Genomic DNA, 19,213 nt, shown 5'->3' on the forward strand with positions numbered 1-19,213 from the left:
GCGACGACGGGGGAGGGTGTTGACGGACGAGGCCACGATGAGCTCGCGCGTGCTCACGGTGCCGAACATCATCAGCGGGACGCGGCTGCTGCTCGTCCCGGTCTTCGCCGTCCTCGTCGGGCAGGGCCACGACGCGTGGGCGCTGGTCGTGGTCGCCGCGTCGGGCGCGTCGGACTGGCTCGACGGCGTCCTGGCCCGCCGCATGCACCAGGTCACGCGCCTCGGGCAGATGCTCGACCCCGCCGCCGACCGGCTGTTCATCCTCGTCACGCTCCTCGCGCTGGCGTGGCGCGACGTCGTCCCGGTGTGGCTCGTGCTGGTCCTCGTCGTCCGTGACGTCGTGCTGGCCGTGATGCTCGTCGTCCTGGCCCGCGCGGGCTTCGCCCCGCTGCCGGTGCACATGGCCGGCAAGGCCGGCACGTTCGCGCTGCTGTACGCGTTCCCGCTGCTGCTCCTCTCGGAGTGGCCCGCCCCGGTGGGCGCCGTCGCCGGCGTGCTCGGCTGGGCGTGCGCGCTGTGGGGCGTCGGCCTGTACTGGTTCGCGGGTGCCCTGTACCTCGCCCAGGCGGCCTCCGTCCTCGGCGCCCGGACGAGGACGGCGTGAGCCGCCGGCACGTCGTCGCCCCGCCCCGGCGGGCCGCCGACGAGTCGATGACGCTGATCAACGCCGTCTACGAGCGGCCGCTCGACCCCGGGTACCAGGAGGCCGCGCGCCGCAAGGAGGCGGGCCTCGCCCCGCGCCGCACCCTGACCGCCACCAGCGGTCTGCTCGCGCTGGCCCTCGTGCTCGGCGCGGGCGGGACCGCGGCCGCCGTGGCCCTGCGCCGCCCCGTCGCCGCCGTGACCGAGGCCCGCACGCTGCTCGAGGAGCAGATCCTCGCCCGCGGGGCGCAGGTCGAGCGCCTGAGCGCCACCAACGCCGCCCTCAACGCCGAGATCTCCGCGCTGCAGACCGAGGCCGCGCGCTCCGCCGACCCCGGCCTGCTCGCCGAGCTGCAGCAGGACGCCGTCGCCGCCGGGTCCGTCCCCGTGCAGGGCCCCGGGCTGCAGGTGGTCCTCACCGACGGCACGGTCGACACCCAGGACCCCGACCTGCGGGTGCAGGACGTCGACCTGCAGGTCCTGGTCAACGGGCTCTGGGCCGCGGGCGCGGAGGCCGTCTCGATCAACGGGGCCCGACTGACCTCGACGTCGGCCATCCGTTCCGCCGGTGCCGCCGTCCTCGTCGACCTCACGCCCCTGAGCAGCCCGTACACCGTCCTGGCCGTCGGTGACGGCGTCGACCTGCAGACCGGCCTGGCCCGCACGTCCGCCGGCCAGCACCTGGCCACCCTGCAGCAGCGCTACCGCATCGGCGTGGACGTCTCGGTGCGCGACGACCTCGCGCTGCCTGCGAGCGCCCAGGTCGTCCTGCGGCACGCGCGGCCGCCCGAGGTCGCGCCGGCGACGACGCCCGCCGGTCCCACGGGCACCGGCAGCCCGTCCGCCGCGAGGCTTGGGCCCGCCGTGCCCGATGTGGCATCGTCGGGGCGACCCGGAGGACAGGAGCAACGGTGATCGCGGTGATCGGCCTCGTGCTGGGTGTCGTCGCGGGTCTGCTCGTCGAGCCGACGGTGCCCGCCGACCTGCAGCCCTACCTGCCCATCGCGGTCATCGCAGCGCTGGACGCGCTCTTCGGCGGCCTGCGGGCCTTCCTCGACGGCATCTTCGACGAGCGGGTCTTCCTCACCTCGTTCCTGTCGAACGTGGTGGTCGCCGCCCTCATCGTCTTCCTCGGCGACCAGCTCGGCGTCGGGTCGCAGATGACCACCGCCGTGATCGTGGTGCTGGGGATCCGGATCTTCTCCAACGCGGCCTCGATCCGGCGGCACCTGTTCAAGGCATGACCAGACCAGCAGCCGACGAGCCGTCCGCCCGGAGCACCGCGACACCGGTGCCGGAGGGCGCGACGGCCCCTGCGGACGCCGAGGCGGCCGCGCGCGGCGTGGACCCGCAGGACGACGTGGTGCCGCAGGACGACGTGACGCCGGCGGACGACCGGGCGGTGGCGGACGACGACCTGGCGGCGGCGGACCGCGCGGGCGTCGAGGCCCCGGGCCTGCTCGACGGCGCCGAGCCGGGCGGGCCCTCGGCCGCACCCGCGCGCCCAGACCACGTCGGTGCGACCACCTCCTCGGCACCCTCCGACGCACCCGCGGACGAGGCAGCCGTCTCCTCGGTCGACGGCCCCCTGCCGGCGGACGATCCCGCCCTGGAGGACCCCTCCCCGGGCGACGCCCGGCACGTGGTCCCCGCGCCGGGCGTCGCCGGGGATGCCGCCCCGCCCGTGGTCACGGCCGACGACGCGCGGCGGCCCGGTGCGTGGGCGACGCTCGGACGTGCCATGCGCCCGTCGACGAGCAGGGGCCAGCTGCTCGCGGCGGCGCTGTGCGCACTGCTGGGGTTCGCGCTGGTGGTCCAGCTGCGCCAGTCCGACGAGTCCCAGCTGGGCTCGCTGCGGCAGAACGACCTCGTGCGGCTGCTCGACGAGACCACGACCCGCGCCGACGAGCTCAGCCGCGAGGCGGCGGAGCTCGAGCGGGAGCGCGACGACCTGGTGTCGGGCACCGACAGCCAGCAGGCGGCCCTGGACGCGGCGCGGCGCAACGCGACCACGCAGGGGATCCTCACGGGGCGGCTGCCGGCCGTGGGTCCTGGCGTGCGGATCACGTTGACGGAGACCAGCGGGCCGATCCGTCCGGTGACGATGCTGCACGTGCTGGAGGAGCTGCGGAACGCGGGTGCGGAGGCCATCCAGATCAACGAGACCCGGGTGGTGGCGAGCAGCGCGTTCACGGGCGTCGCGGGGGAGGTCGTCCTGGACGGCGCGCTGCTCGAGCCCCCCTACCGGTGGTTGGTGATCGGCGACCCGGACACGATGGCCACGGCGCTGGAGATCCCCGGGGGCGCGATCGCCGCGGTGCGCCTCGACGGCGGCAGCGGATCGGTCGAGCAGCTCGAGGACGTCGAGGTCGACGCGGTCGTGGACGTGCCCGAGCCGCAGTACGCGACCCCCGTGCCGGTCGAGGGCTCCTGACGGTTCCCTGTCCGCGCCCATTGCCCTGACCTGGGGTGTCTTCGACCCGTCGCAGGGCTGCTGATGGCACGACACGCCGCCGGGCCGGCGTGGCGCAGGCTGCACGTCAGGCCGGGATCCGCATAGGGTGAGACCCGCGACGCCGAAGGGCGCGCGCGGGTCGCAGCACGCGGTCCGTCACCCGCACGGGAGGTGGCCCATGAGCGACGACCAGTACGCCCCGCTGCCGGTGCACCGTGCCGAGGGGCCCGACACCACCATGGTGTTCGGTGCGATCGGCGCGGTCGACGCCGAGATCCCGGCAGCGGCCGGGCTGAGCGCGGCCGAGGCCGCTGCCGTCGCGGCGCTGCCGCCGACGTCCGCCCTGCTCGTGATGCAGCGCGGCCCGAGCGCCGGGGCGCGGTTCCTGCTCGACGCGGAGCGCACCACGGCGGGGCGCAGCACGCAGGCCGACATCTTCCTCGACGACGTCACGGTCTCGCGCAAGCACGCCGAGTTCGTGCGTGACGGCGGCACGTTCGTGGTCCGGGACATCGGCTCGCTGAACGGCACGTACGTGAACCGCACCCGGATCGACCAGGCCGCCCTGCGCGCCGGCGACGAGGTGCAGATCGGCAAGTTCCGCATGACGTTCCACCCGAGCCCGCACCGCGGTGCCTGAGCGCGTGCCGGGAGAGGGACGCGCATGAGTGGTGCAGGGGCCCAGCGGGTCGAGGACCCGGACGAGGGCGTCGAGGCCGTCGCGCCCGGGGAGCCGTGGCCGCGGGGGATCTCGCGGCGCGCGTCGATGCGGATCTCCGACGTGCTGGCCGCGCTGCGCCTGGAGTTCCCCGCGGTGACGACGTCGAAGCTGCGCTTCCTGGAGGAGCAGGGCCTGGTCGAGCCGGTGCGGACCCCGGCGGGGTACCGGCAGTACTCGCCGGCGGACCTCGAGCGGCTGCGCTACGTGCTGCGTCAGCAGCGTGACCGGTACCTGCCGCTGAAGGTGATCTCTGAGCAGCTGGCGGCGCTGGACGCGGGTGCCGAGGACGGTGCGGTGCCGCGGGCGCGGCTGGCGACGGCTGACGGGGTGGCGGCCGCTCCGGGGCGGCTGACGTCGGAGCGGCTGGCCCAGGACGCGGGCGTCGAGACGGCGTTCATCGACGAGCTGGTGGCGCAGGGCGTGCTGCGTCCGGGCCCGCGGGGCGTCTTCGACGCGTGGGCGCGGGACGTGGTCGTGGCGGCGGCGGCGCTGGCCGAGCACGGGATCGACGCGCGGCACCTGCGGGCGTTCCGGTCGGCCGCCGACCGGCAGGTGGACCTGGTGGAGCAGGTCGTGGCGCCGTGGCGCGGGCAGCGGGCCGTCTCGGCGCGGGGTCGGGCGGGCACGCTGGCGGCCGAGGTGGGGGAGCTGTGCGTCCAGATGCACACCGCCCTGGTGCGGTCGGCCGTGGCGGACCTCGCCCCCTGAGGCGGCCGCTCGGCCGCCCGGCGCGCCGACCTGGCCCGGGTGGTCGTAGCGTGGGGCGCGTGGACGCCGAACCGGAGCTCGTGCGGGTCGAGGTCGTCGGGGTGCGCACGCACCTGTCGGACGACGAGATCGTCGTGCTCCTGCTCGACCCGGACTCGTCGCTGGTGGTGCCGATCCTCATCGGCCCGACGGAGGCGTCCGCGATCGCCGCGGCGCAGGCGGGGATCGTGCCGCCGCGACCGATGACGCACGACCTGCTGCGCGACGCGCTCGTCGCGGCGGGGGAGCCGGTGCACCGGGTGGAGATCACGAGCCTGGAAGAGGGTGTGTTCCACGCGGCGCTGGTGCTCGCGGGCGGGCAGGTCGTGGACTCGCGGGCGTCGGACGCGATCGCGGTGGCGCTGAGGTTCGGGTGCCCGGTGCTGTGCTCGGCGGAGGTCGTGGCGGTGGCGGGCGTGGAGGTGCGGCCGGCGGCGACGGAGGACGACGTCGCCCAGTTCCGGGAGTTCCTCGACCACGTGACGCCGGAGGACTTCGAGACGGGGAACGAGCCGGGCACGGGCCCGGGGACGGAGCCGCGGGGGCCGAACGGGTGAGGTGGGGGAGGACGAACCACGCAGAACCCTCGACCTCAAGTTGAAGGTGAGACTTGCCGTGGCGACACGCCGGGTGCTCCTCGTTGCGCGTGTCGCACGGCGGGCCTAGCGTTGCCGCACAGATGTACACACCGCGTCCGGCGACGGGCGACGAGCGGAGGCCCCCCGTGATCAGCAACGAGAGCGCCGAGCAGCACGGCGCGATCCCCGATGGCGCGCAGGGGCTCCTCTTCGACGACGACCTTCCCGAGCTGGACGCGACGACCGGCTACCGCGGCCCGACGGCGTGCCGGGCGGCGGGCATCACGTACCGCCAGCTCGACTACTGGGCCCGCACGGGCCTCGTGGAGCCGTCGGTCCGCCCCGCGACCGGCTCCGGGACGCAGCGCCTGTACAGCTTCCGCGACATCCTCGTCCTCAAGGTCGTCAAGCGGCTGCTCGACACCGGGGTCTCGCTGCAGCAGATCCGCTCGGCGGTCGGGCACCTGCGCGAGCGCGGCGTGGAGGATCTCGCCCAGATCACCCTGATGTCCGACGGCGCGAGCGTGTACGAGTGCACGTCGGCCGACGAGGTCATCGACCTCGTGCAGGGCGGGCAGGGTGTGTTCGGCATCGCCGTGGGTCGGGTGTGGCGCGAGGTCGAGGGCACGCTGGCCGCGCTGCCGACCGAGCGCGCCGAGGACGAGCAGGCCGTGCCGGCGGGCAGCCCGCAGGACGAGCTCGCCGCGCGCCGGCAGGCACGCACCGCCGGCTGAGACCGGGACGACGTCAGGCCCGGCCCCGCGGGGGACCGGGCCTGCTCCGCGTGACCGCGCACCCGCCGTCGCGGTGCCCGGCGTGCCGGTGGTGCGGGCTCAGCGACCGCGTTCGACGCGGGGCGCGCGCAGCGCGCGGTCGAGCAGCTGGTCGAAGACACCGGCGAGCTCGGCCGCCGCCGCGCCGGGCCAGGCGTGCACGGGCTGCGCCGCGCCCTGCGCCTGCTGCAGCGCGGCGCGCTCGGGCACGTGCGGGGACAGGACGAGGGGACCGTACAGACCCTGCAGCTCCTCGAGCCGGTACGCCTGCTCGACCGACCGGGCCCGGACCCGGTTGACGACGATGCCGAGCGGCTGCAGCGCCGGGGCCGGGCCGCGGCGCAGCTCGTCGATCGTGCGCATCGCACGCCCGACGGCCATCACCGCGAACAGCCCGGGCTCGGTGACGACCACGGCCCGGTCGCACGCGGTCAGCCCGGTGCGGGTGAGGCCGCCGAGGGACGGCGGGCAGTCGATGAGCACCAGGTCGTACCCGGTGGCGAACGACAGCGCGTAGGCCAGCCGCCCCGTCTCGGCGTCGTCGAGGCGGTCGTGCAGGACCGTGCGCTCGGACCCGAGGAGGACGTCGAGCCCGGACTCGGCCCACCCGGACCGGCCCGTCGCAGCCTCCAGGGCGGGGCCGCCGGGGGAGTCGAGCACCGTCGAGACGTCACCGCCGCCGGGCCGCGACGCCCCCAGGGACATCGTGCTGTCCCCCTGGGGGTCGAGGTCGACGACCAGCGTCCGCAGACCGCGCTCGAGCGCGGCGGACGCCAGTCCGAGGGTCACCGACGTCTTGCCGACGCCTCCCTTGAGGCTGCACACACCGAGGACGAGCACGCCACCCACCGTAGCCGCGCACGGGTGCGGGGTGAAACGTGGTGCGCGCCACGGCGTGGCGCGGCGCGGGAGCCGGGGGCAGGATGACGCCATGCCTCTGACCCTGACCCGCCACGGCCATGCCTGCGTCCGCCTGACCCGCGACGACGGGGCCCGTCTGGTCGTCGACCCCGGCTCCTTCAGCGACGTCGCGACGGCCCTCGACGGGGTGGACGCGGTCCTCGTGACGCACGAGCACCCGGACCACCTCGACACCGACGCGGTGGTCGCCGCGACCGGGCGGGGGGTCCAGGTCTGGGCGCCGGCCGCCGTCGTGGAGCAGCTCGCCGCCGTGGGTGCGCCCGTGGCAGCGCTGCACGCCGTGCAGCCCGGCGACGCCCTGACCGTCGGCGGCCTCGACGTCCAGGTGCTCGGCGGCTGGCACGAGGTCATCCACCCCGACGTGCCGCGCCTGACCAACGTGGCGTACCTCGTCGAGGGCGCGGTGCTGCACCCGGGCGACGCGTTCACCCTGCCGCCGGCCGGTGCAGCCGTGCGGGTGCTCCTGGAGCCCGTCGGGGCACCGTGGCTGCGCATGGCCGACGCCGTCGACCACGTGCGCGCCGTCGCGCCCGACCGCGTCGTCCCGATCCACGACGCCACGCTGTCCGACGCCGGCCGCGCCCTGGCCGCACGCCTGCTGGGGCAGCTGACCACCGCCCGGGTCGTCGAGCCCGCCGCGGGCGAACCCGTCGAGGTCTGACGGCTCCCGGTCGCCGGGCGCCGCGCGCGTGGCTACCGTGGCGGCGTCGGCAGGCCGCGACCGTGAGGAGACGTGCGATGAGCGAGCACCTGGGGGAGATCCCCGAGCTGGAGTTCGACGAGACGGTCCCGCCGCGGCCCGAGGAGGACGTCGCCGACGTCGCCCGCGCCGTCCCCGACCCGGCGGGCCACGGCGCGCCCCCGCAGAGCGTGGAGCCCGTCGGTGAGCAGCGCTGACGCGCACCGCGCGACGTGAGGCATCCTGAGCACGTGCAGATCCGACGCGTCGACGAGGACGACTGGCCCCTGGTGCAGGACGTCCGCCTGCGCGCCCTGCGGGACGCCCCGCAGGCGTTCGGCTCGACGATCGCCCGCGAGTCGGGCTTCAAGGAGTCCCACTGGCGGATGCGGGTGCGGTCGACCCCGACGTGGGTGGCGCTCGACGACTCCGGCGCACCGCAGGGGATGGTCTCGCTGGTCCTGGAGCCGGGATCACCCGCCGACGACAGGCACGTCGTGGCGCTGTGGGTCGCACCGGACCGGCGCCGGCGGGGGACCGCCTGGGCGCTGCTCGACGTCGTCGCCCGCGCCGCGGCCGCCGACGGCGCCCGGACGGTGTCGTTGTGGGTCGTCGACGACAACGCCGCGGCGATCGACCTGTACGTGCGCGCGGGCTTCCAGCGCACGGGGGAGCGGCAGCCCCTGCCGCGCGACCCGGACCGCACCGAGGAGCGCTACGTCCGCACCGTCGCCGAGACCCCGCAGGCCACCGGCACCTGACGTCCGTCCCGTCCCGGTGGCAGGACCTCAGGTGCCGCCCGACGGGTCGCCCGCACCCACGGCGGGCGTCACACGTGCGGCCAGCTCCGGGACGCCGTCGCCCGTCAGCCGCCCCACGGCCGCGGGCCGACCGGCCATCGCGAGGACGAGGTCCAGGGTCGCGCCCCGCACCAGCGGCCCGTCGCCCGTCCGGAACCCGCCGTCGTCGGCGACCAGCGTCAGACCGCGCGCCACCGTGCGGGACCGCACCGCGAAGTCCCGGCGCGCGTACCCCGCGGCGACGACCTCGACGGCGGCGGGCGCGGGCACGGTGGTGATGCCCAGCGGCTCGCGCACGTCGGCACCGTGCACGACGACCTCTCCCAGCCACGCCCACACGTCACCGGTCGCCGCGACCCGGGACGGCACCGCCTGCCGGAAGGCGTCGAGGGTCCGCGCCGGGGTGGGGCCGCGGTGCTCGGCCAGGCGCCGGTCGTTGTGGACGTCCGGGTCGAACCGCGCGCCGACGATGCTGCGCACCCACGCCCACCGGCCGGTGGAGGCGGCCGCGGTCAGGTGGGCGACGACGTCCTCGACGGACCACCGCCCGCACATCGAGGGGGCGGCCCACTGGTCGGGCGTGAGGTGCTCGAGGTCGGCCAGCAGCCGGGCGCGCTCGGCGACGACCACCTCCCACAGCGGGTCGGTCGTCGTCCATGGCGGCACGGTGCGCTCCTCGTGGTGGGGTCGGCGGGCGACGTCGACGGACGGCGCGCTCGCTGGCGGTGCCACGGTAGCGGTGGGGTCCGACAGGGGGCTGCGGGGACGGGGTCGCTGTTCGGCGACCGTTGGATTGACATAATGCACATTATCGGATGTCGCTGGGAGGGTCGGGTGGTGCGGGTGGAGCCGGTCCGGTGCCGCACGACGACGCGGCACGTGCCGCGTGGTCGGCCCGGTGCGCGACGCTGCGGGCGGCGGGCCGTCGCACGTTGTGGCGTCTCGAGGCACTGGTGCACACGTCCGACAAGTCGTCGCGGGAATGCGTGGCTCGTCGGCGCTGCCGGTGTCCGTCGAGTCCTCCGACGAGTCGTCGGCCGAACTGCGCCGGAGAACGCGTCCGGGCTGCTGCACCCCGCAGCCGTCACGTGTCGTCGTCGGCAGTCGTCGGACCGTGTCCTCGGACCGTGTGGTGCGACCGCCTCGTCCGACCGCCTCGTCGGCGTCGTCGTCGGGTCGGCTGGTCGTCGGTGCCGGATCGTGCCGCTGCGGCGGTGCGGCCGGTGGCGCCGCTCCCCCGCGACGCCCCCGGCGTGACGTCGAGTCACACCGGGGGCGTCGATCTGTGACTGCGGGTGACGGCAGCTGCTCGTCAGGCGGCAAGCCTGCCGTCGACGGCGTCGAGGACGGTCCGCACGCGGGCGGTGAGGGTGCCGCGCGCGTGGACGACGGCGACGTCGGCCCGGGTGAGGGCGGCGCGGGTGGCGCCGTCGAGGGCGTGCTGGAACGCTGTGGTGATGGGTGCGCCGGGTGGCAGGGGGCGTTCGGGGGCGAGGTGGACGACGAGGTCGTACCTGTCCCCCAGCACCTGGGTCGTCTCGGCGGTCGCGTGGTCGGCCAGGTGCGCGACGCAGGCGGCGTGGGCGGGGTCGTCGGGCGGTGCTGCGGGCGGGTCGGGCCACCGCGCGAGGACCTGCAGGTAGACCCACTCGTGCAGCAGCGACCCGTCGGACACCAGGGCGTCGCCGAGCGCGTGCTCGTGCCGGGCGCGCTCGTCGTGGCGGCGCAGGGCGAGCTGGAAGACCTGCGCGAGGGTGCACCGTGCCAGGGGCAGGGGCCGGCCGGGCTCGGGGTCGGCCATCGGGCCGACGGGGGCGACCGGGCGGCCGGTGGCACGGTGCAGGGCGCGGGCGAGCGTGGTCTTGCCGGCGCCGTAGGCGCCGACGATCGCGAGGCGCACCCGGTCAGGCGGCCGCGGCGGCGATGCGGTCCCGGACGAGGGCGCCGGCGCCGCGCAGGGTCCGGGCCTGGTGCAGCTCCCAGTCGTGCACGAGGACCCCGTAGAGGCGGGTGGCGACGACGGCGGCCTCGGCCAGGACGAGGGAGTCGATGTCGACGTCGTCGAAGGGCGCGTCGAGGCTGGTGTCGTGCGGGACCTCGGGGATGTCCCGGGTGATGGCGCGGGCGATCGTGGCCTCGTCGGGCAGGTCGGGCGTGGTGGGTCGTGCGGGCAGGGCCTCGGACGTCGACATGTGCTCTCCCTCTCTCGTGCCTGGTGCCGTGCAGTGCCTGGTGCTCCGTCGTGCCTCGTGCTCTGCGGTGCGGGGTGCTGCGGGTACGGGGTCGCTCAGCGTGCGGTCGTGGCGGTCAGCGTGGGGGCCCGGTCCGCGGTGGCGGGTCGGGTGGTGGCCGGCCAGGTGAGGGTCGTCGCGCCCCAGGTGGTGCCGCCGCCGAACGCCGCCAGGACGATCCGGTCGCCGGTGGTGAACCGGTCGGCGTGGTGCGCGAGGGCCATCGGGATGGACGCGGCGGAGGTGTTCCCGTACCGGTCGAGGTCGCACACGACGCGGTCGGGCGGCAGGCCGAGGGCACGTCCCACGGCGGCGAGGATGCGGCGGTTGGCCTGGTGGGCGACGAGCCAGTCGCACTGCTGGACGTCCCAGCCGGCGCGACCGGCCGCCTGGGCGGCGACGTCGGCGAGGCGGTGGACGGCGGCGGTGAAGACCTCCCGGCCGGCCATGGTGAAGTACCGGTCGGGCGGCGGGGTGCTGCTCGTCAGGGGCGCGCGGGTGCCGCCGGCGCGGACGATGATGTGGTCGTAGGTGGACCCGTCGGCGCCGAGGACGACGTCGCCCAGGGCTCCGGGGGTGTCGCCCGGGGTGTCGTCGGGTCGGGCCTCGACGACGACGGCGCCCGCACCGTCGCCGAAGATGACGGTGGTGCCGCGGTCCTGCGGGTCGAGCAGGGACGTGAACCGGTCGGCGCCGATGACGAGGACCCGCGTGGCGGAGCCGGCGAGGACCGCGTCGCGGGCGGTGCCCAGGGCGTAGAGGAACCCGGAGCACACGGCGGCGACGTCGTGGGCGCCGACGTCGCCGAGGCCGAGCTGGTGCGCGACCCACGGTGCGGTGCCCGGGCACGGGTGGTCCGGGGTCGTGGTGGCCAGCACGACGCGGTCGACGTGGTCGACGCCGGCGCGGTCGAGGGCCGCGCGGCCCGCGCGCACCGCCATGTCGCCGGTCGAGGTCGCCGGGTCGGCCCACCGGCGCTCGCAGACGCCGGTGCGGGTGCTGATCCACTCGTCGGTGGTGTCGAGGAGCCGTTCGAGGTCGGCGTTGGTCACGACGTGGGCCGGGGCGTGCGCGCCCCAGCCGGTCAGGACCGCACGCCGGTCAGACGAGGGCACGGTCCCGCTCGAGCTCGCTGCGGGTGTCGATCGCGGCGTAGTCGGCGCGGGCGCGGGCCACGGCCTCGTCGAGGTCGATGACGCGGGGCAGGTCGAAGTGGTCGGTGATCGCCAGGAGCCTGTCCTCGACGGTGCCGCCGGCGGTGAACGTCGGGATGCCGAGGGCGTCGACCTGGTCCTGGATCATCTCGTCGGCGAGGGTGCGGAACCGCTCGTTCACGGGGCGGTGCCCGTCGGCGACCATCGGGAACTCCACGGGCAGGCGGACGAAGGCGTCGTACCCGGCCTTGGCGTGCTGCTTCGCGGGGACGCCGAGCTGGGTGATGACGTCGTCGAAGAACGCCAGCTCGGGGGTGCGCGGGACGTTCTCGAGGGTCGCGTTGGCGGAGGGGTTGATGCCGACGAGGACGCGGACGGTCCCGTAGATCCACTCGTGCAGGGACGAGCCGTCGGAGATGAACGAGTCACCCAGGTGGGACTCGTTCACGGCACGCTCGGTGTTGCGTCGCGTGATGAGCATGAGGATCTCCGCGCCCGTGCACTCCTCGAGGGTCTTGCCGGGCACCGAGATCGGCAGGAGCTCGCGCATGGTCATCGCCGCGCTGCGCGGGATGCCGGTGTAGTGGGACAGGGCCATGGTGGTGAGGGTCTTGCCGGTCGAGTACGTCCCTGAGACGGCCAGCCTCATGCGTCGCTCCTTCACTGCGTCGGTGCTGCGGGAGTGGTGCCCGTCGCCCGTCGGGCGGCGGGGGGTCGGGGGACGCGGTGCGCGACGGCGGTGCGCACCGTGTAGGGGCCGATGTCACCGACGACGTCGGCCAGGCGCCACGTCGCGGCGTCGCGGTCGACGAGTCGGGCGCGGTCGAGGGTGGCGCGGACGTCGACCGGGCCGGTCCCGGGCAGCGGCGCCCGGGTGCGCACGCTGGTGCGGCGCATCCACAGGGTGTCGCTGGCGCCGCGGTCGATCGCGTCGAGGTCGTACAGCAGGACCTGCCCGAGCTGGAGCGTCGCGACGAACACGTCGACGAGGGTGTAGGCGGGCTGGGCCGCGGCCTCCAGACCACGGGCCGCGGCCGGGGCGGGCGCGTCGACGAGGGTCGACGTCGCGCGGACCGTCCCGGCGTCGAGGGTCACGTCCGTCAACCCCTGGGCGCGGGTCGTCATCCGCTCCCCGTAGGGCGCGCCGGGCGGGGCCACCGTCGACTCCCCCGGTGTCACGACGTCCGCCAGGGACGGCACGGCCAGCGGGCGGGCCAGCTCTCCGGACGCGGACAACGGCCCGACCGTGGCCCGGAACCGGGTCCCGGCGCCCTGGTCCTCGTCGGTCTCGAGCGTCGCCTCGACGCGGAACCGGCCGAGGTCGTCCTCCAGGGGCCGGTCCGAGGCGTGCACGTCCAGGCCGGTGACCAGCGACGCCGCCGCCGTGCCCGGGTCGAAACGGGCTGCGACCAGCGCCCCGACGGCCTGCGCGGTCAGCGCGATGACGTCCGTCGTGGCCAGGTGCGGGCGCTGCTGCTCCCCGTCCTTGACCGACCAGTCGTCGGGCAGGGTGATCGCGCCCCACGCCGACAGGGTCGACGTGCGCCCCTCGTGGGTGACGGCCAGGCCGCGCAGCTGCGGGCGGGTGCGCCGGTACCCCTCGCCGAAGAACCGCAGGGCCGCCGGGCCGAGGTGGTCGTCGATGGACGCCCACCGGTGCACCGCGCCCGGTGCGGTCCGTGACGCCAGACCCGTGACCTCGCTCACCGGACCGGCTCCTGCTCCTGCTGCCCCACGACCGCCGGCACCGCGGCGTCCGCACCGGTGGGGCCGACCGGCCGGGGCGTGCGGTAGAAGACCGCGACCAGCCCGGACACCACCAGCAGGACGACGGCGCTGACGCCCAGCCCCGTCTGCACACCGGCGAGGTTCTCCTGCGCGCTCGCGGTCGCCGAGACCCCGGCGGCGATGGCGACGGCGGCCAGGACCGGTGTGCCGAGGGTGAACGCGACCTGCTGGGTCATGGCCGTCAGGCCCGTCGCCAGGCCCTGCTCCTCGTCGGGCAGGCCCGACGTGACGGCGACCGTGTAGGACACGATGACCAGGACGTGGCCGAACCCGCCGATCGCTGTCGCGACGAGGATCAGCGCGTACCCGGCGACGAAGCCCTGCCCGAGGGCCAGCAGCGCGACCGCGGCCAGCGCCTGCGTGGTCAGGCCCACGACCAGGGTGCTGCGGGCCCCGACACGGTTGAGGACCCGCGGGGCGACCATCCCCCCGGTGAACGCCCCGGCGCCCAGGACGGTGAACGCGACGCCGGTCTGCAGCGCCGACGCGCCGAGGACCTGCTGCAGGTAGATCGTCAGGAGGAAGACCTTGCCGCTCTCCATCGAGAACGTCGCCAGCCCGGCGAGGTTGCCCAGCGCCACGGACCTGCGCCGCAGGATCGCGACCGCGGCCAGCGGGTGCGGGGACCGGGTCTCCACGACCCAGAACGCCGCCGCCAGCAGGGCAGCACCGGCCAGGAGGCCGAGGGTCGTCGGGTCGGTCCACCCGTGCTCCCCCGCCCACGTCAGGCCCAGGACCAGGCTCAGCAGCGTCCCCGACAGGGTCAGCGCCCCCGGGACGTCGAGACGCTGACGCGTCGGCTCCGAGGAGTTGCGGATCACGAACGGTGCGACGGCCAGCACCGCCAGGCCCACGGGGACGTTGATGAAGAACGTGAAGCGCCACCCGAACAGCTCGGTGAGGACGCCGCCGAGGACCGACCCGATCGCGAAGCCGAGGGACAGCAGGGCACCGTTGAGGCCCAGCGCCCGGTTGCGCGCCGGGCCCTCGGGGAACGACGTCGTCAGCAGCGCCAGCGCGGACGGCGTCGTGATCGCGGTCGCGACGCCCTGCATGACCCGGGCGACGTACACGACCTCCGCGCTCTGCGCGAGACCGCCCACCAACGACCCGAGGGTCAGCAGGGCCATCCCGCCGAGGAACAGCTTCTTGCGACCGTAGTAGTCGCCGACGCGCCCCATGAGGAGCATCAGCCCGGCGGCCGACAGCGCGAAGAGCGTGACGATCCACGTCAGCTCCCCCGGTCCCATGCCGAGGTCCGCGCCGATGGCCGGCAGGGCCACCGTCACGATGGAGAAGTCGAGGGCGAACATGAACTGCGCGGCGAGGAGCACCACCAGGACGACGGTGCCGCGTCGGACGGGCTGCGGGGCGGGGGTCGAGGACATGCCCCCAGCGTCGGTCCCTCCCCGGGGCCGATCCAGACTCTCCTCGCGGTAGGAGCAGCGGTCCTGGTGGTGGCACCACCACCCTCCACGACGCGCCCCCGCACAGCACGCGCACCCTCCGCGACGTCGCGCGGCGGCGCACCGCCCGCGGCGGCGCCCGCGCGGCTGCTGCCGGTCAGTCCCCGTCCGGCAGGGGCACCCACCGGCCGGCCCGCACCGTACCGAACGGCACGTCCGCGAAGTGGGTCACCGCCCCGACCGTCCCCGGCACGGCCAGCTCGGCCAGGACCCGCGCCCGGGACCGCGCCGACTCCCCCGGGTCGACGTCGAAGCACGACCCCAGCCCCGGGTGCGGCACCTGCACCGGGCTGTGCAGCACGTCCCCCACCACCAGCAGACGCCCCGACCCGCCGTCCACGACCAACGACACGTGCCCGTAGGTGTGCCCCGGCGTCGCCAGCACCCGCACCCCCGGCACCACCTCGTCACCGTCGCGCAGCACGCCCCACCCGGACGGCGCACGTTCCCCCGCACCCACCAGGTGCGGCACCCGCGCGACCCCGCCGAACCCCGGCCAGCCCGCCCGCGCCCACCCCACGTGGTCGTCGTGGGCGTGGGTCACCACGACCGCGTCCACCGCACCGATCTGCCCGGCGTGATCCACCAGACCGCCGCCGACCATCGCCCCCAACGAGGCGTGCGTCGCGCTCGCGGGCACGTGCGCGGGGCCGAGGCCCGCGTCGACGAGCAGGCGCCACCCCGGTCCCTCCAGGAGCAGCACCCCGACGGACGCGACGAGGTACCCCTGCGCGTCGAGGAGCTCGGGGTGGTCGGCCACGGGGCCGGGGTCGGGCAGCGAGAACCACCGGGCGGGCTCGAGCTGGACGTACCCGTCCGGCAGGTAGGTGGTCGTCACGTCCCCGACGGTCGTGCGACGCCGCACCCCGGGGCGCGCCCACCGGTGGGCGCGGGTGGCCGGACCGGCGACGGCGCCGGCGTCGCGGCCGGTCACACGATCCGCCGCAGCGCCTGCTCCGTCGGCGTCCCGGCCTTCGGGATGTACACGAACAGGCGCAGGTCCGCCCCGTCGGCCGGCGTGAGGACCGTCGGCGCGAAGCTCAGCCGCCCGAGGTTCGGGTGATCGTACACCAGGTCGACGTGCGGGGTCACACCCACCACGTGCCGGTCCCACAGCGTCCGGAACTCCGCCGACCGCGCCAGGAGGTCCTCGACGATGTCCCGGAACCGCGGGTCGTCCGCGTACCGGGCCGCGTGCGCACGGAACTGCGCGACCATCATCGGCCCCGCCACGTCCCGGAACGGGTACCGGCGGGCCGTGCCCTCGTCGGTGAAGAACGTCACCAGGCAGTTGTGGCCCGGCTCGATCCCGAACACGTACGCCGCCAGCGCGTTCGTCGCCAGCACGTCCCAGTACCGGTCGACCGCGTACACCGGCCGCCCCGACATCGCGTCCAGCAGGTCCGCCAGCCGGGCCAGGTCACGCGCGTCCGGGTCCGCCGTCGGCGCCGCCGCACCGGCCACCTCGAACAGGTAGCTCCGCTCCGCGGGGCTCAGCAGCAGCGCACGGGCGATCCCGTCCAGGATCGCAGGGGACACCGTCAGCTCCCGCCCCTGCTCCATCCACGTGTACCAGGACACCCCGACCTGGGCCAGGACCGCGACCTCCTCCCGCCGCAGACCCGGCGTGCGCCGCCGGCCCCCCGCCGGCAGCCCCACGTCCTGCGGACGGATCGCCTCCCGACGCGTCCGCAGGAAGCTCGCCAGCTCCGCCCGCCGGAACGTGCGCGCCCGGTCGTCCGCCCCCGTCGTCGTGCTCACGCGGCCACCGCCCCACGCGCCGCCGTCAGCGCGCCCTGCACCACGGCACGCACGTCCTCGCCCGGCACCAGGTGGAACAGGTGACCGGCACGCTCCACCGGGTGCCACGCCGACCCCGGACCCCCGCGCCCGACCCACGCCCGCGCCTCCTCCTCGCCGACCACGTCGTCCAGGGCACCCCGCAGCACGAGCACCGGCACCGGCAGGCGACCCTGCGACGGCCGGTACCGACGCACACGCTCCAGCCCACGCACGAGGTCACGCTCCCACGAGCGCCGCCGCACCCCGCCCGGACCCACCACCGGCCCCAGCGCCGAGACCGGCACCCGCCGACCCGGCGCCGGCGGGGCGCCGAGGACGACCGCCGACGGCACCTGCCGCACGTCGCCCTCCTCGAACGCCACGACCGCGGCCTCGAACGCCACCAGCGCCCCCAGGCTGTGCCCGTAGTACACCCCCGACCGGTCCGCCGTCCCCGCACGCCACCGGTCCACCAGCACCCCCACCGACGCCGGCGACCCGTCGTCCCCGCCGCACGACGCCACGACCACCGGCACCTCGCCGAACGCCCCGACCCACCGACGGAACGCCGCAGCACTCCCGCCCGCGTGCGGGAAGCAGTGCAGCCGGACACCGCCCGGCGCACCGCACCGACCCACGACCTCCACGCCCATGCGCCCTCTTCCCCCTCGCCAGACGCCACCCGACGCCACGGAGCCGGGTGCTTGAACTGTGACCGCGCCGCCGGTCATCGCGCAAGAGCAAGATCTATCACCCCCCTGTGACAACCCCGCCCGCCCCACCCCGCCCCGGGAATGCCCACCCCGCCCCCACCGTTGCCCCCCACAGCCGTCGCACCCCGCGACACCACCCGCACACCACCCGGAAGGCCAGGTCGTGGACCTCTTCTCCCCCGTCCAGCTCGGTGAGCTCACCCTCCCCAACCGCGTCGTCATGGCACCCCTGACCCGCAAGCGGTCAGGCGACGCCGGCATCCCCGGCGACATCGTCGTCGACTACTACGCCCAGCGCGCCGGCACCGGGCTCATCGTCACCGAGGGCACCTTCACCAGCCACGAAGGACGCGCCTTCGACGGCCAGCCCGGCATCGTCACCGACGACCAGGTCACCGCCTGGCGCCGCGTCACCGACGCCGTCCACGCCCGCGGCGGGCTCATCGCCATGCAGATCATGCACGGCGGACGCGTCAGCCACCCCGACATCACCGGCACCGACCGCATCGTCGCGCCCTCCGCCGTCGCCATCGACGCCACCGTCCACACCCGCCACGGCAAGCAGCCCTGCCCCGTGCCCCACGCCCTCACCACCGACGAGCTCCCCGCCGTCCGCGACGAGATCGTCACCGCCGCCACCCGCGCCCTCGAGGCCGGCATGGACGCCGTCGAGCTCCACGCCGCCAACGGCTACCTCCTGCACGAGTTCCTCTCCCCCACCACCAACCAGCGCACCGACGCCTACGGCGGCACCCCCCAGGCCCGCACCCGCTTCGTCACCGAGGTCGTCACCGCCGTCGCCGACGCCGTCGGCCCCGGACGCGTCGGCCTGCGCATCTCCCCCGCCCACAACATCCAGGGCGCCCTCGAGACCGACCCCCACGACGTCGCCACCACCTACGGCACCCTCGTCGACGCCCTCGCCCCCCTGCCCCTGGCCTACCTCAGCATCCTGCACGCCGACCCCGCCGGACCCCTCACCCAGGACCTGCGCCACCGCTTCGCCGGACCCGTCGTCGTCAACAGCGGCTTCACCACCGCCACCACCCGCGACGAGGCCCTCGCCCTCGTCGCCCACGCCCACGGCGACGCCGTCGCCGTCGGACGCCCCCTCATCGCCAACCCCGACCTCGTCGACCGCTGGCGCACCCAGGCCCCCGAGAACACCCCCGACCCCACGACCTTCTACACCGACGGCCCCCACGGCTACACCGACTACCCCGCGCTCGCGGGCTGACCCGACCGCCCGCACCGGGTCGACCGGCGGACCACGCCCCGGCCCACCCGGCACCCGAGCCCGGCCCGCGACCGCGCACCAGCACCCTGACCAGGCACGACGGTCCGCCCCGGCCGGCTGCACCACGCGTCCACCGACGATCCGGACGCCTCTCCGGTCGACGGACATCCCGGACAAGTGTCAAGATGCCCGGCGAACCGCCTCGCGCACGGCCCCGGCCCGCGCGAGCGCACGACCCACGGAGGACCAGTGACACACGCAGCAGAGGCGACGATGCCCGGCACCACGCCGGAGATCGACGAGGAAGCACGACTGCACTGCCCGCGTTGCAGCTCCCACGAGCTCACAGCCGGCGCACCGGTCACCGACCCGGCCGTCGCCTGGACGAACCACAGCATCACCTGCCGCTCCTGCGGCACCACCCGCGACCTCGCGGTCGTCGCCGTCTTCGGACGCGTCGTCGTCCGCTGGCTCGACGAGACCACGGACACCCCGCGCCGCTGACCCCCCGGGGCCACCCACGCCC

24 protein-coding genes are annotated in these 19,213 nt (G+C 75.6%); 13 read left to right on the forward strand and 11 right to left on the reverse strand.

Features of this window, described 5'->3' with window-relative positions; translation table 11 throughout:
• The first annotated feature begins 37 nt into the window (after window positions 1–37).
• From FBY24_RS16105 to FBY24_RS16140, 8 genes are all read left to right on the forward strand, one after another.
• Entirely contained in the window at window positions 38–604 is a 567-nt protein-coding gene (locus FBY24_RS16105; RefSeq protein WP_142162125.1) for a CDP-alcohol phosphatidyltransferase family protein, read from the forward strand.
• Window positions 601–1,557, forward strand: a complete 957-nt coding sequence (locus FBY24_RS16110) for a DUF881 domain-containing protein (protein ID WP_142162126.1) — start codon at window positions 601–603, stop codon at window positions 1,555–1,557. Before FBY24_RS16105 ends, FBY24_RS16110 begins: the two co-directional genes overlap by 4 nt.
• Window positions 1,554–1,886 (forward strand): small basic family protein, encoded by a 333-nt coding sequence (locus tag FBY24_RS16115; protein WP_140458930.1) that lies wholly within the window; start codon window positions 1,554–1,556, stop codon window positions 1,884–1,886. The genes FBY24_RS16110 and FBY24_RS16115 overlap by 4 nt, the downstream gene beginning before the upstream one ends.
• A complete protein-coding gene (locus FBY24_RS16120; RefSeq protein WP_142162128.1) occupies window positions 1,883–3,076 on the forward strand; it encodes a DUF881 domain-containing protein in 1,194 nt (397 codons plus the stop codon). Before FBY24_RS16115 ends, FBY24_RS16120 begins: the two co-directional genes overlap by 4 nt.
• 199 nt (window positions 3,077–3,275) lie before the next feature.
• A complete protein-coding gene (locus tag FBY24_RS16125) occupies window positions 3,276–3,737 on the forward strand; it encodes an FHA domain-containing protein (protein ID WP_142162130.1) in 462 nt (153 codons plus the stop codon).
• A 24-nt stretch (window positions 3,738–3,761) separates the two neighbouring features.
• Window positions 3,762–4,526 (forward strand): MerR family transcriptional regulator, encoded by a 765-nt coding sequence (locus FBY24_RS16130; protein WP_142162132.1) that lies wholly within the window; start codon window positions 3,762–3,764, stop codon window positions 4,524–4,526.
• A 59-nt stretch (window positions 4,527–4,585) separates the two neighbouring features.
• Window positions 4,586–5,122, forward strand: coding sequence for a bifunctional nuclease family protein (locus FBY24_RS16135; protein WP_142162134.1), 537 nt, complete (start codon window positions 4,586–4,588; stop codon window positions 5,120–5,122).
• Between the two features lie 167 nt (window positions 5,123–5,289).
• Entirely contained in the window at window positions 5,290–5,877 is a 588-nt protein-coding gene (locus FBY24_RS16140; RefSeq protein WP_140458935.1) for a MerR family transcriptional regulator, read from the forward strand.
• Window positions 5,878–5,976: 99 nt separating this feature from the next.
• Here FBY24_RS16140 and FBY24_RS16145 read toward each other — a convergent pair whose 3' ends face one another.
• Window positions 5,977–6,756, reverse strand: a complete 780-nt coding sequence (locus FBY24_RS16145; RefSeq protein WP_142162136.1) for a ParA family protein — start codon at window positions 6,754–6,756, stop codon at window positions 5,977–5,979.
• A 91-nt stretch (window positions 6,757–6,847) separates the two neighbouring features.
• Between FBY24_RS16145 and FBY24_RS16150 the strand changes: the two genes are divergently transcribed.
• The 3 genes from FBY24_RS16150 to FBY24_RS16155 all read left to right on the forward strand — a co-directional run bounded on the left by FBY24_RS16150 (window position 6,848) and on the right by FBY24_RS16155 (window position 8,277).
• Window positions 6,848–7,498: an MBL fold metallo-hydrolase gene (locus tag FBY24_RS16150; RefSeq protein ID WP_255432449.1), complete on the forward strand. Its 651-nt coding sequence runs from the start codon at window positions 6,848–6,850 to the stop codon at window positions 7,496–7,498.
• Between the two features lie 77 nt (window positions 7,499–7,575).
• Window positions 7,576–7,734: a hypothetical protein gene (locus FBY24_RS19050; protein ID WP_160158526.1), complete on the forward strand. Its 159-nt coding sequence runs from the start codon at window positions 7,576–7,578 to the stop codon at window positions 7,732–7,734.
• Between the two features lie 33 nt (window positions 7,735–7,767).
• Window positions 7,768–8,277 (forward strand): GNAT family N-acetyltransferase, encoded by a 510-nt coding sequence (locus FBY24_RS16155; protein ID WP_142162138.1) that lies wholly within the window; start codon window positions 7,768–7,770, stop codon window positions 8,275–8,277.
• A 27-nt stretch (window positions 8,278–8,304) separates the two neighbouring features.
• Here FBY24_RS16155 and FBY24_RS16160 read toward each other — a convergent pair whose 3' ends face one another.
• From FBY24_RS16160 to FBY24_RS19060, 10 genes are all read right to left on the reverse strand, one after another.
• Window positions 8,305–8,982: a maleylpyruvate isomerase family mycothiol-dependent enzyme gene (locus FBY24_RS16160; RefSeq protein WP_142162140.1), complete on the reverse strand. Its 678-nt coding sequence runs from the start codon at window positions 8,980–8,982 to the stop codon at window positions 8,305–8,307.
• A 646-nt stretch (window positions 8,983–9,628) separates the two neighbouring features.
• On the reverse strand, window positions 9,629–10,216 hold the full coding sequence (locus FBY24_RS16165; RefSeq protein ID WP_142162142.1) for an AAA family ATPase: 588 nt from the start codon (window positions 10,214–10,216) through the stop codon (window positions 9,629–9,631).
• Window positions 10,217–10,220: 4 nt separating this feature from the next.
• Entirely contained in the window at window positions 10,221–10,508 is a 288-nt protein-coding gene (locus FBY24_RS16170; RefSeq protein WP_142162144.1) for a phosphopantetheine-binding protein, read from the reverse strand.
• A gap of 95 nt (window positions 10,509–10,603) precedes the next feature.
• Window positions 10,604–11,662, reverse strand: coding sequence for a beta-ketoacyl-ACP synthase III (locus FBY24_RS16175; protein ID WP_142162146.1), 1,059 nt, complete (start codon window positions 11,660–11,662; stop codon window positions 10,604–10,606).
• Window positions 11,649–12,350, reverse strand: a complete 702-nt coding sequence (locus FBY24_RS16180; protein WP_142162148.1) for an AAA family ATPase — start codon at window positions 12,348–12,350, stop codon at window positions 11,649–11,651. Before FBY24_RS16180 ends, FBY24_RS16175 begins: the two co-directional genes overlap by 14 nt.
• Window positions 12,351–12,361: 11 nt before the next feature.
• Complete coding sequence (locus FBY24_RS16185) at window positions 12,362–13,408, reverse strand: AvrD family protein (RefSeq protein WP_142162150.1); 1,047 nt, start codon at window positions 13,406–13,408, stop codon at window positions 12,362–12,364.
• Window positions 13,405–14,877, reverse strand: a complete 1,473-nt coding sequence (locus FBY24_RS16190; protein ID WP_142162152.1) for an MFS transporter — start codon at window positions 14,875–14,877, stop codon at window positions 13,405–13,407. The genes FBY24_RS16185 and FBY24_RS16190 overlap by 4 nt, the downstream gene beginning before the upstream one ends.
• A gap of 175 nt (window positions 14,878–15,052) precedes the next feature.
• Entirely contained in the window at window positions 15,053–15,793 is a 741-nt protein-coding gene (locus FBY24_RS19055) for an MBL fold metallo-hydrolase (protein ID WP_160158527.1), read from the reverse strand.
• Between the two features lie 92 nt (window positions 15,794–15,885).
• On the reverse strand, window positions 15,886–16,716 hold the full coding sequence (locus FBY24_RS16200) for a helix-turn-helix transcriptional regulator (protein ID WP_160158528.1): 831 nt from the start codon (window positions 16,714–16,716) through the stop codon (window positions 15,886–15,888).
• The gene (locus tag FBY24_RS19060) at window positions 16,713–17,390 is read right to left on the reverse strand and encodes a thioesterase II family protein (RefSeq protein ID WP_160158529.1); all 678 of its coding nucleotides are present in this window, start codon (window positions 17,388–17,390) and stop codon (window positions 16,713–16,715) included. Before FBY24_RS19060 ends, FBY24_RS16200 begins: the two co-directional genes overlap by 4 nt.
• A gap of 223 nt (window positions 17,391–17,613) precedes the next feature.
• Between FBY24_RS19060 and FBY24_RS16205 the strand changes: the two genes are divergently transcribed.
• Both FBY24_RS16205 and FBY24_RS16210 read left to right on the forward strand, forming a co-directional pair.
• Window positions 17,614–18,687, forward strand: coding sequence for an alkene reductase (locus tag FBY24_RS16205; protein WP_142162158.1), 1,074 nt, complete (start codon window positions 17,614–17,616; stop codon window positions 18,685–18,687).
• A gap of 249 nt (window positions 18,688–18,936) precedes the next feature.
• Window positions 18,937–19,191: a hypothetical protein gene (locus tag FBY24_RS16210; protein WP_140458945.1), complete on the forward strand. Its 255-nt coding sequence runs from the start codon at window positions 18,937–18,939 to the stop codon at window positions 19,189–19,191.
• The last annotated feature ends 22 nt before the right edge of the window (window positions 19,192–19,213 follow it).

The sequence above is a fragment of the Cellulomonas sp. SLBN-39 genome (genome assembly GCF_006715865.1).
GTDB lineage: Bacteria > Actinomycetota > Actinomycetes > Actinomycetales > Cellulomonadaceae > Cellulomonas.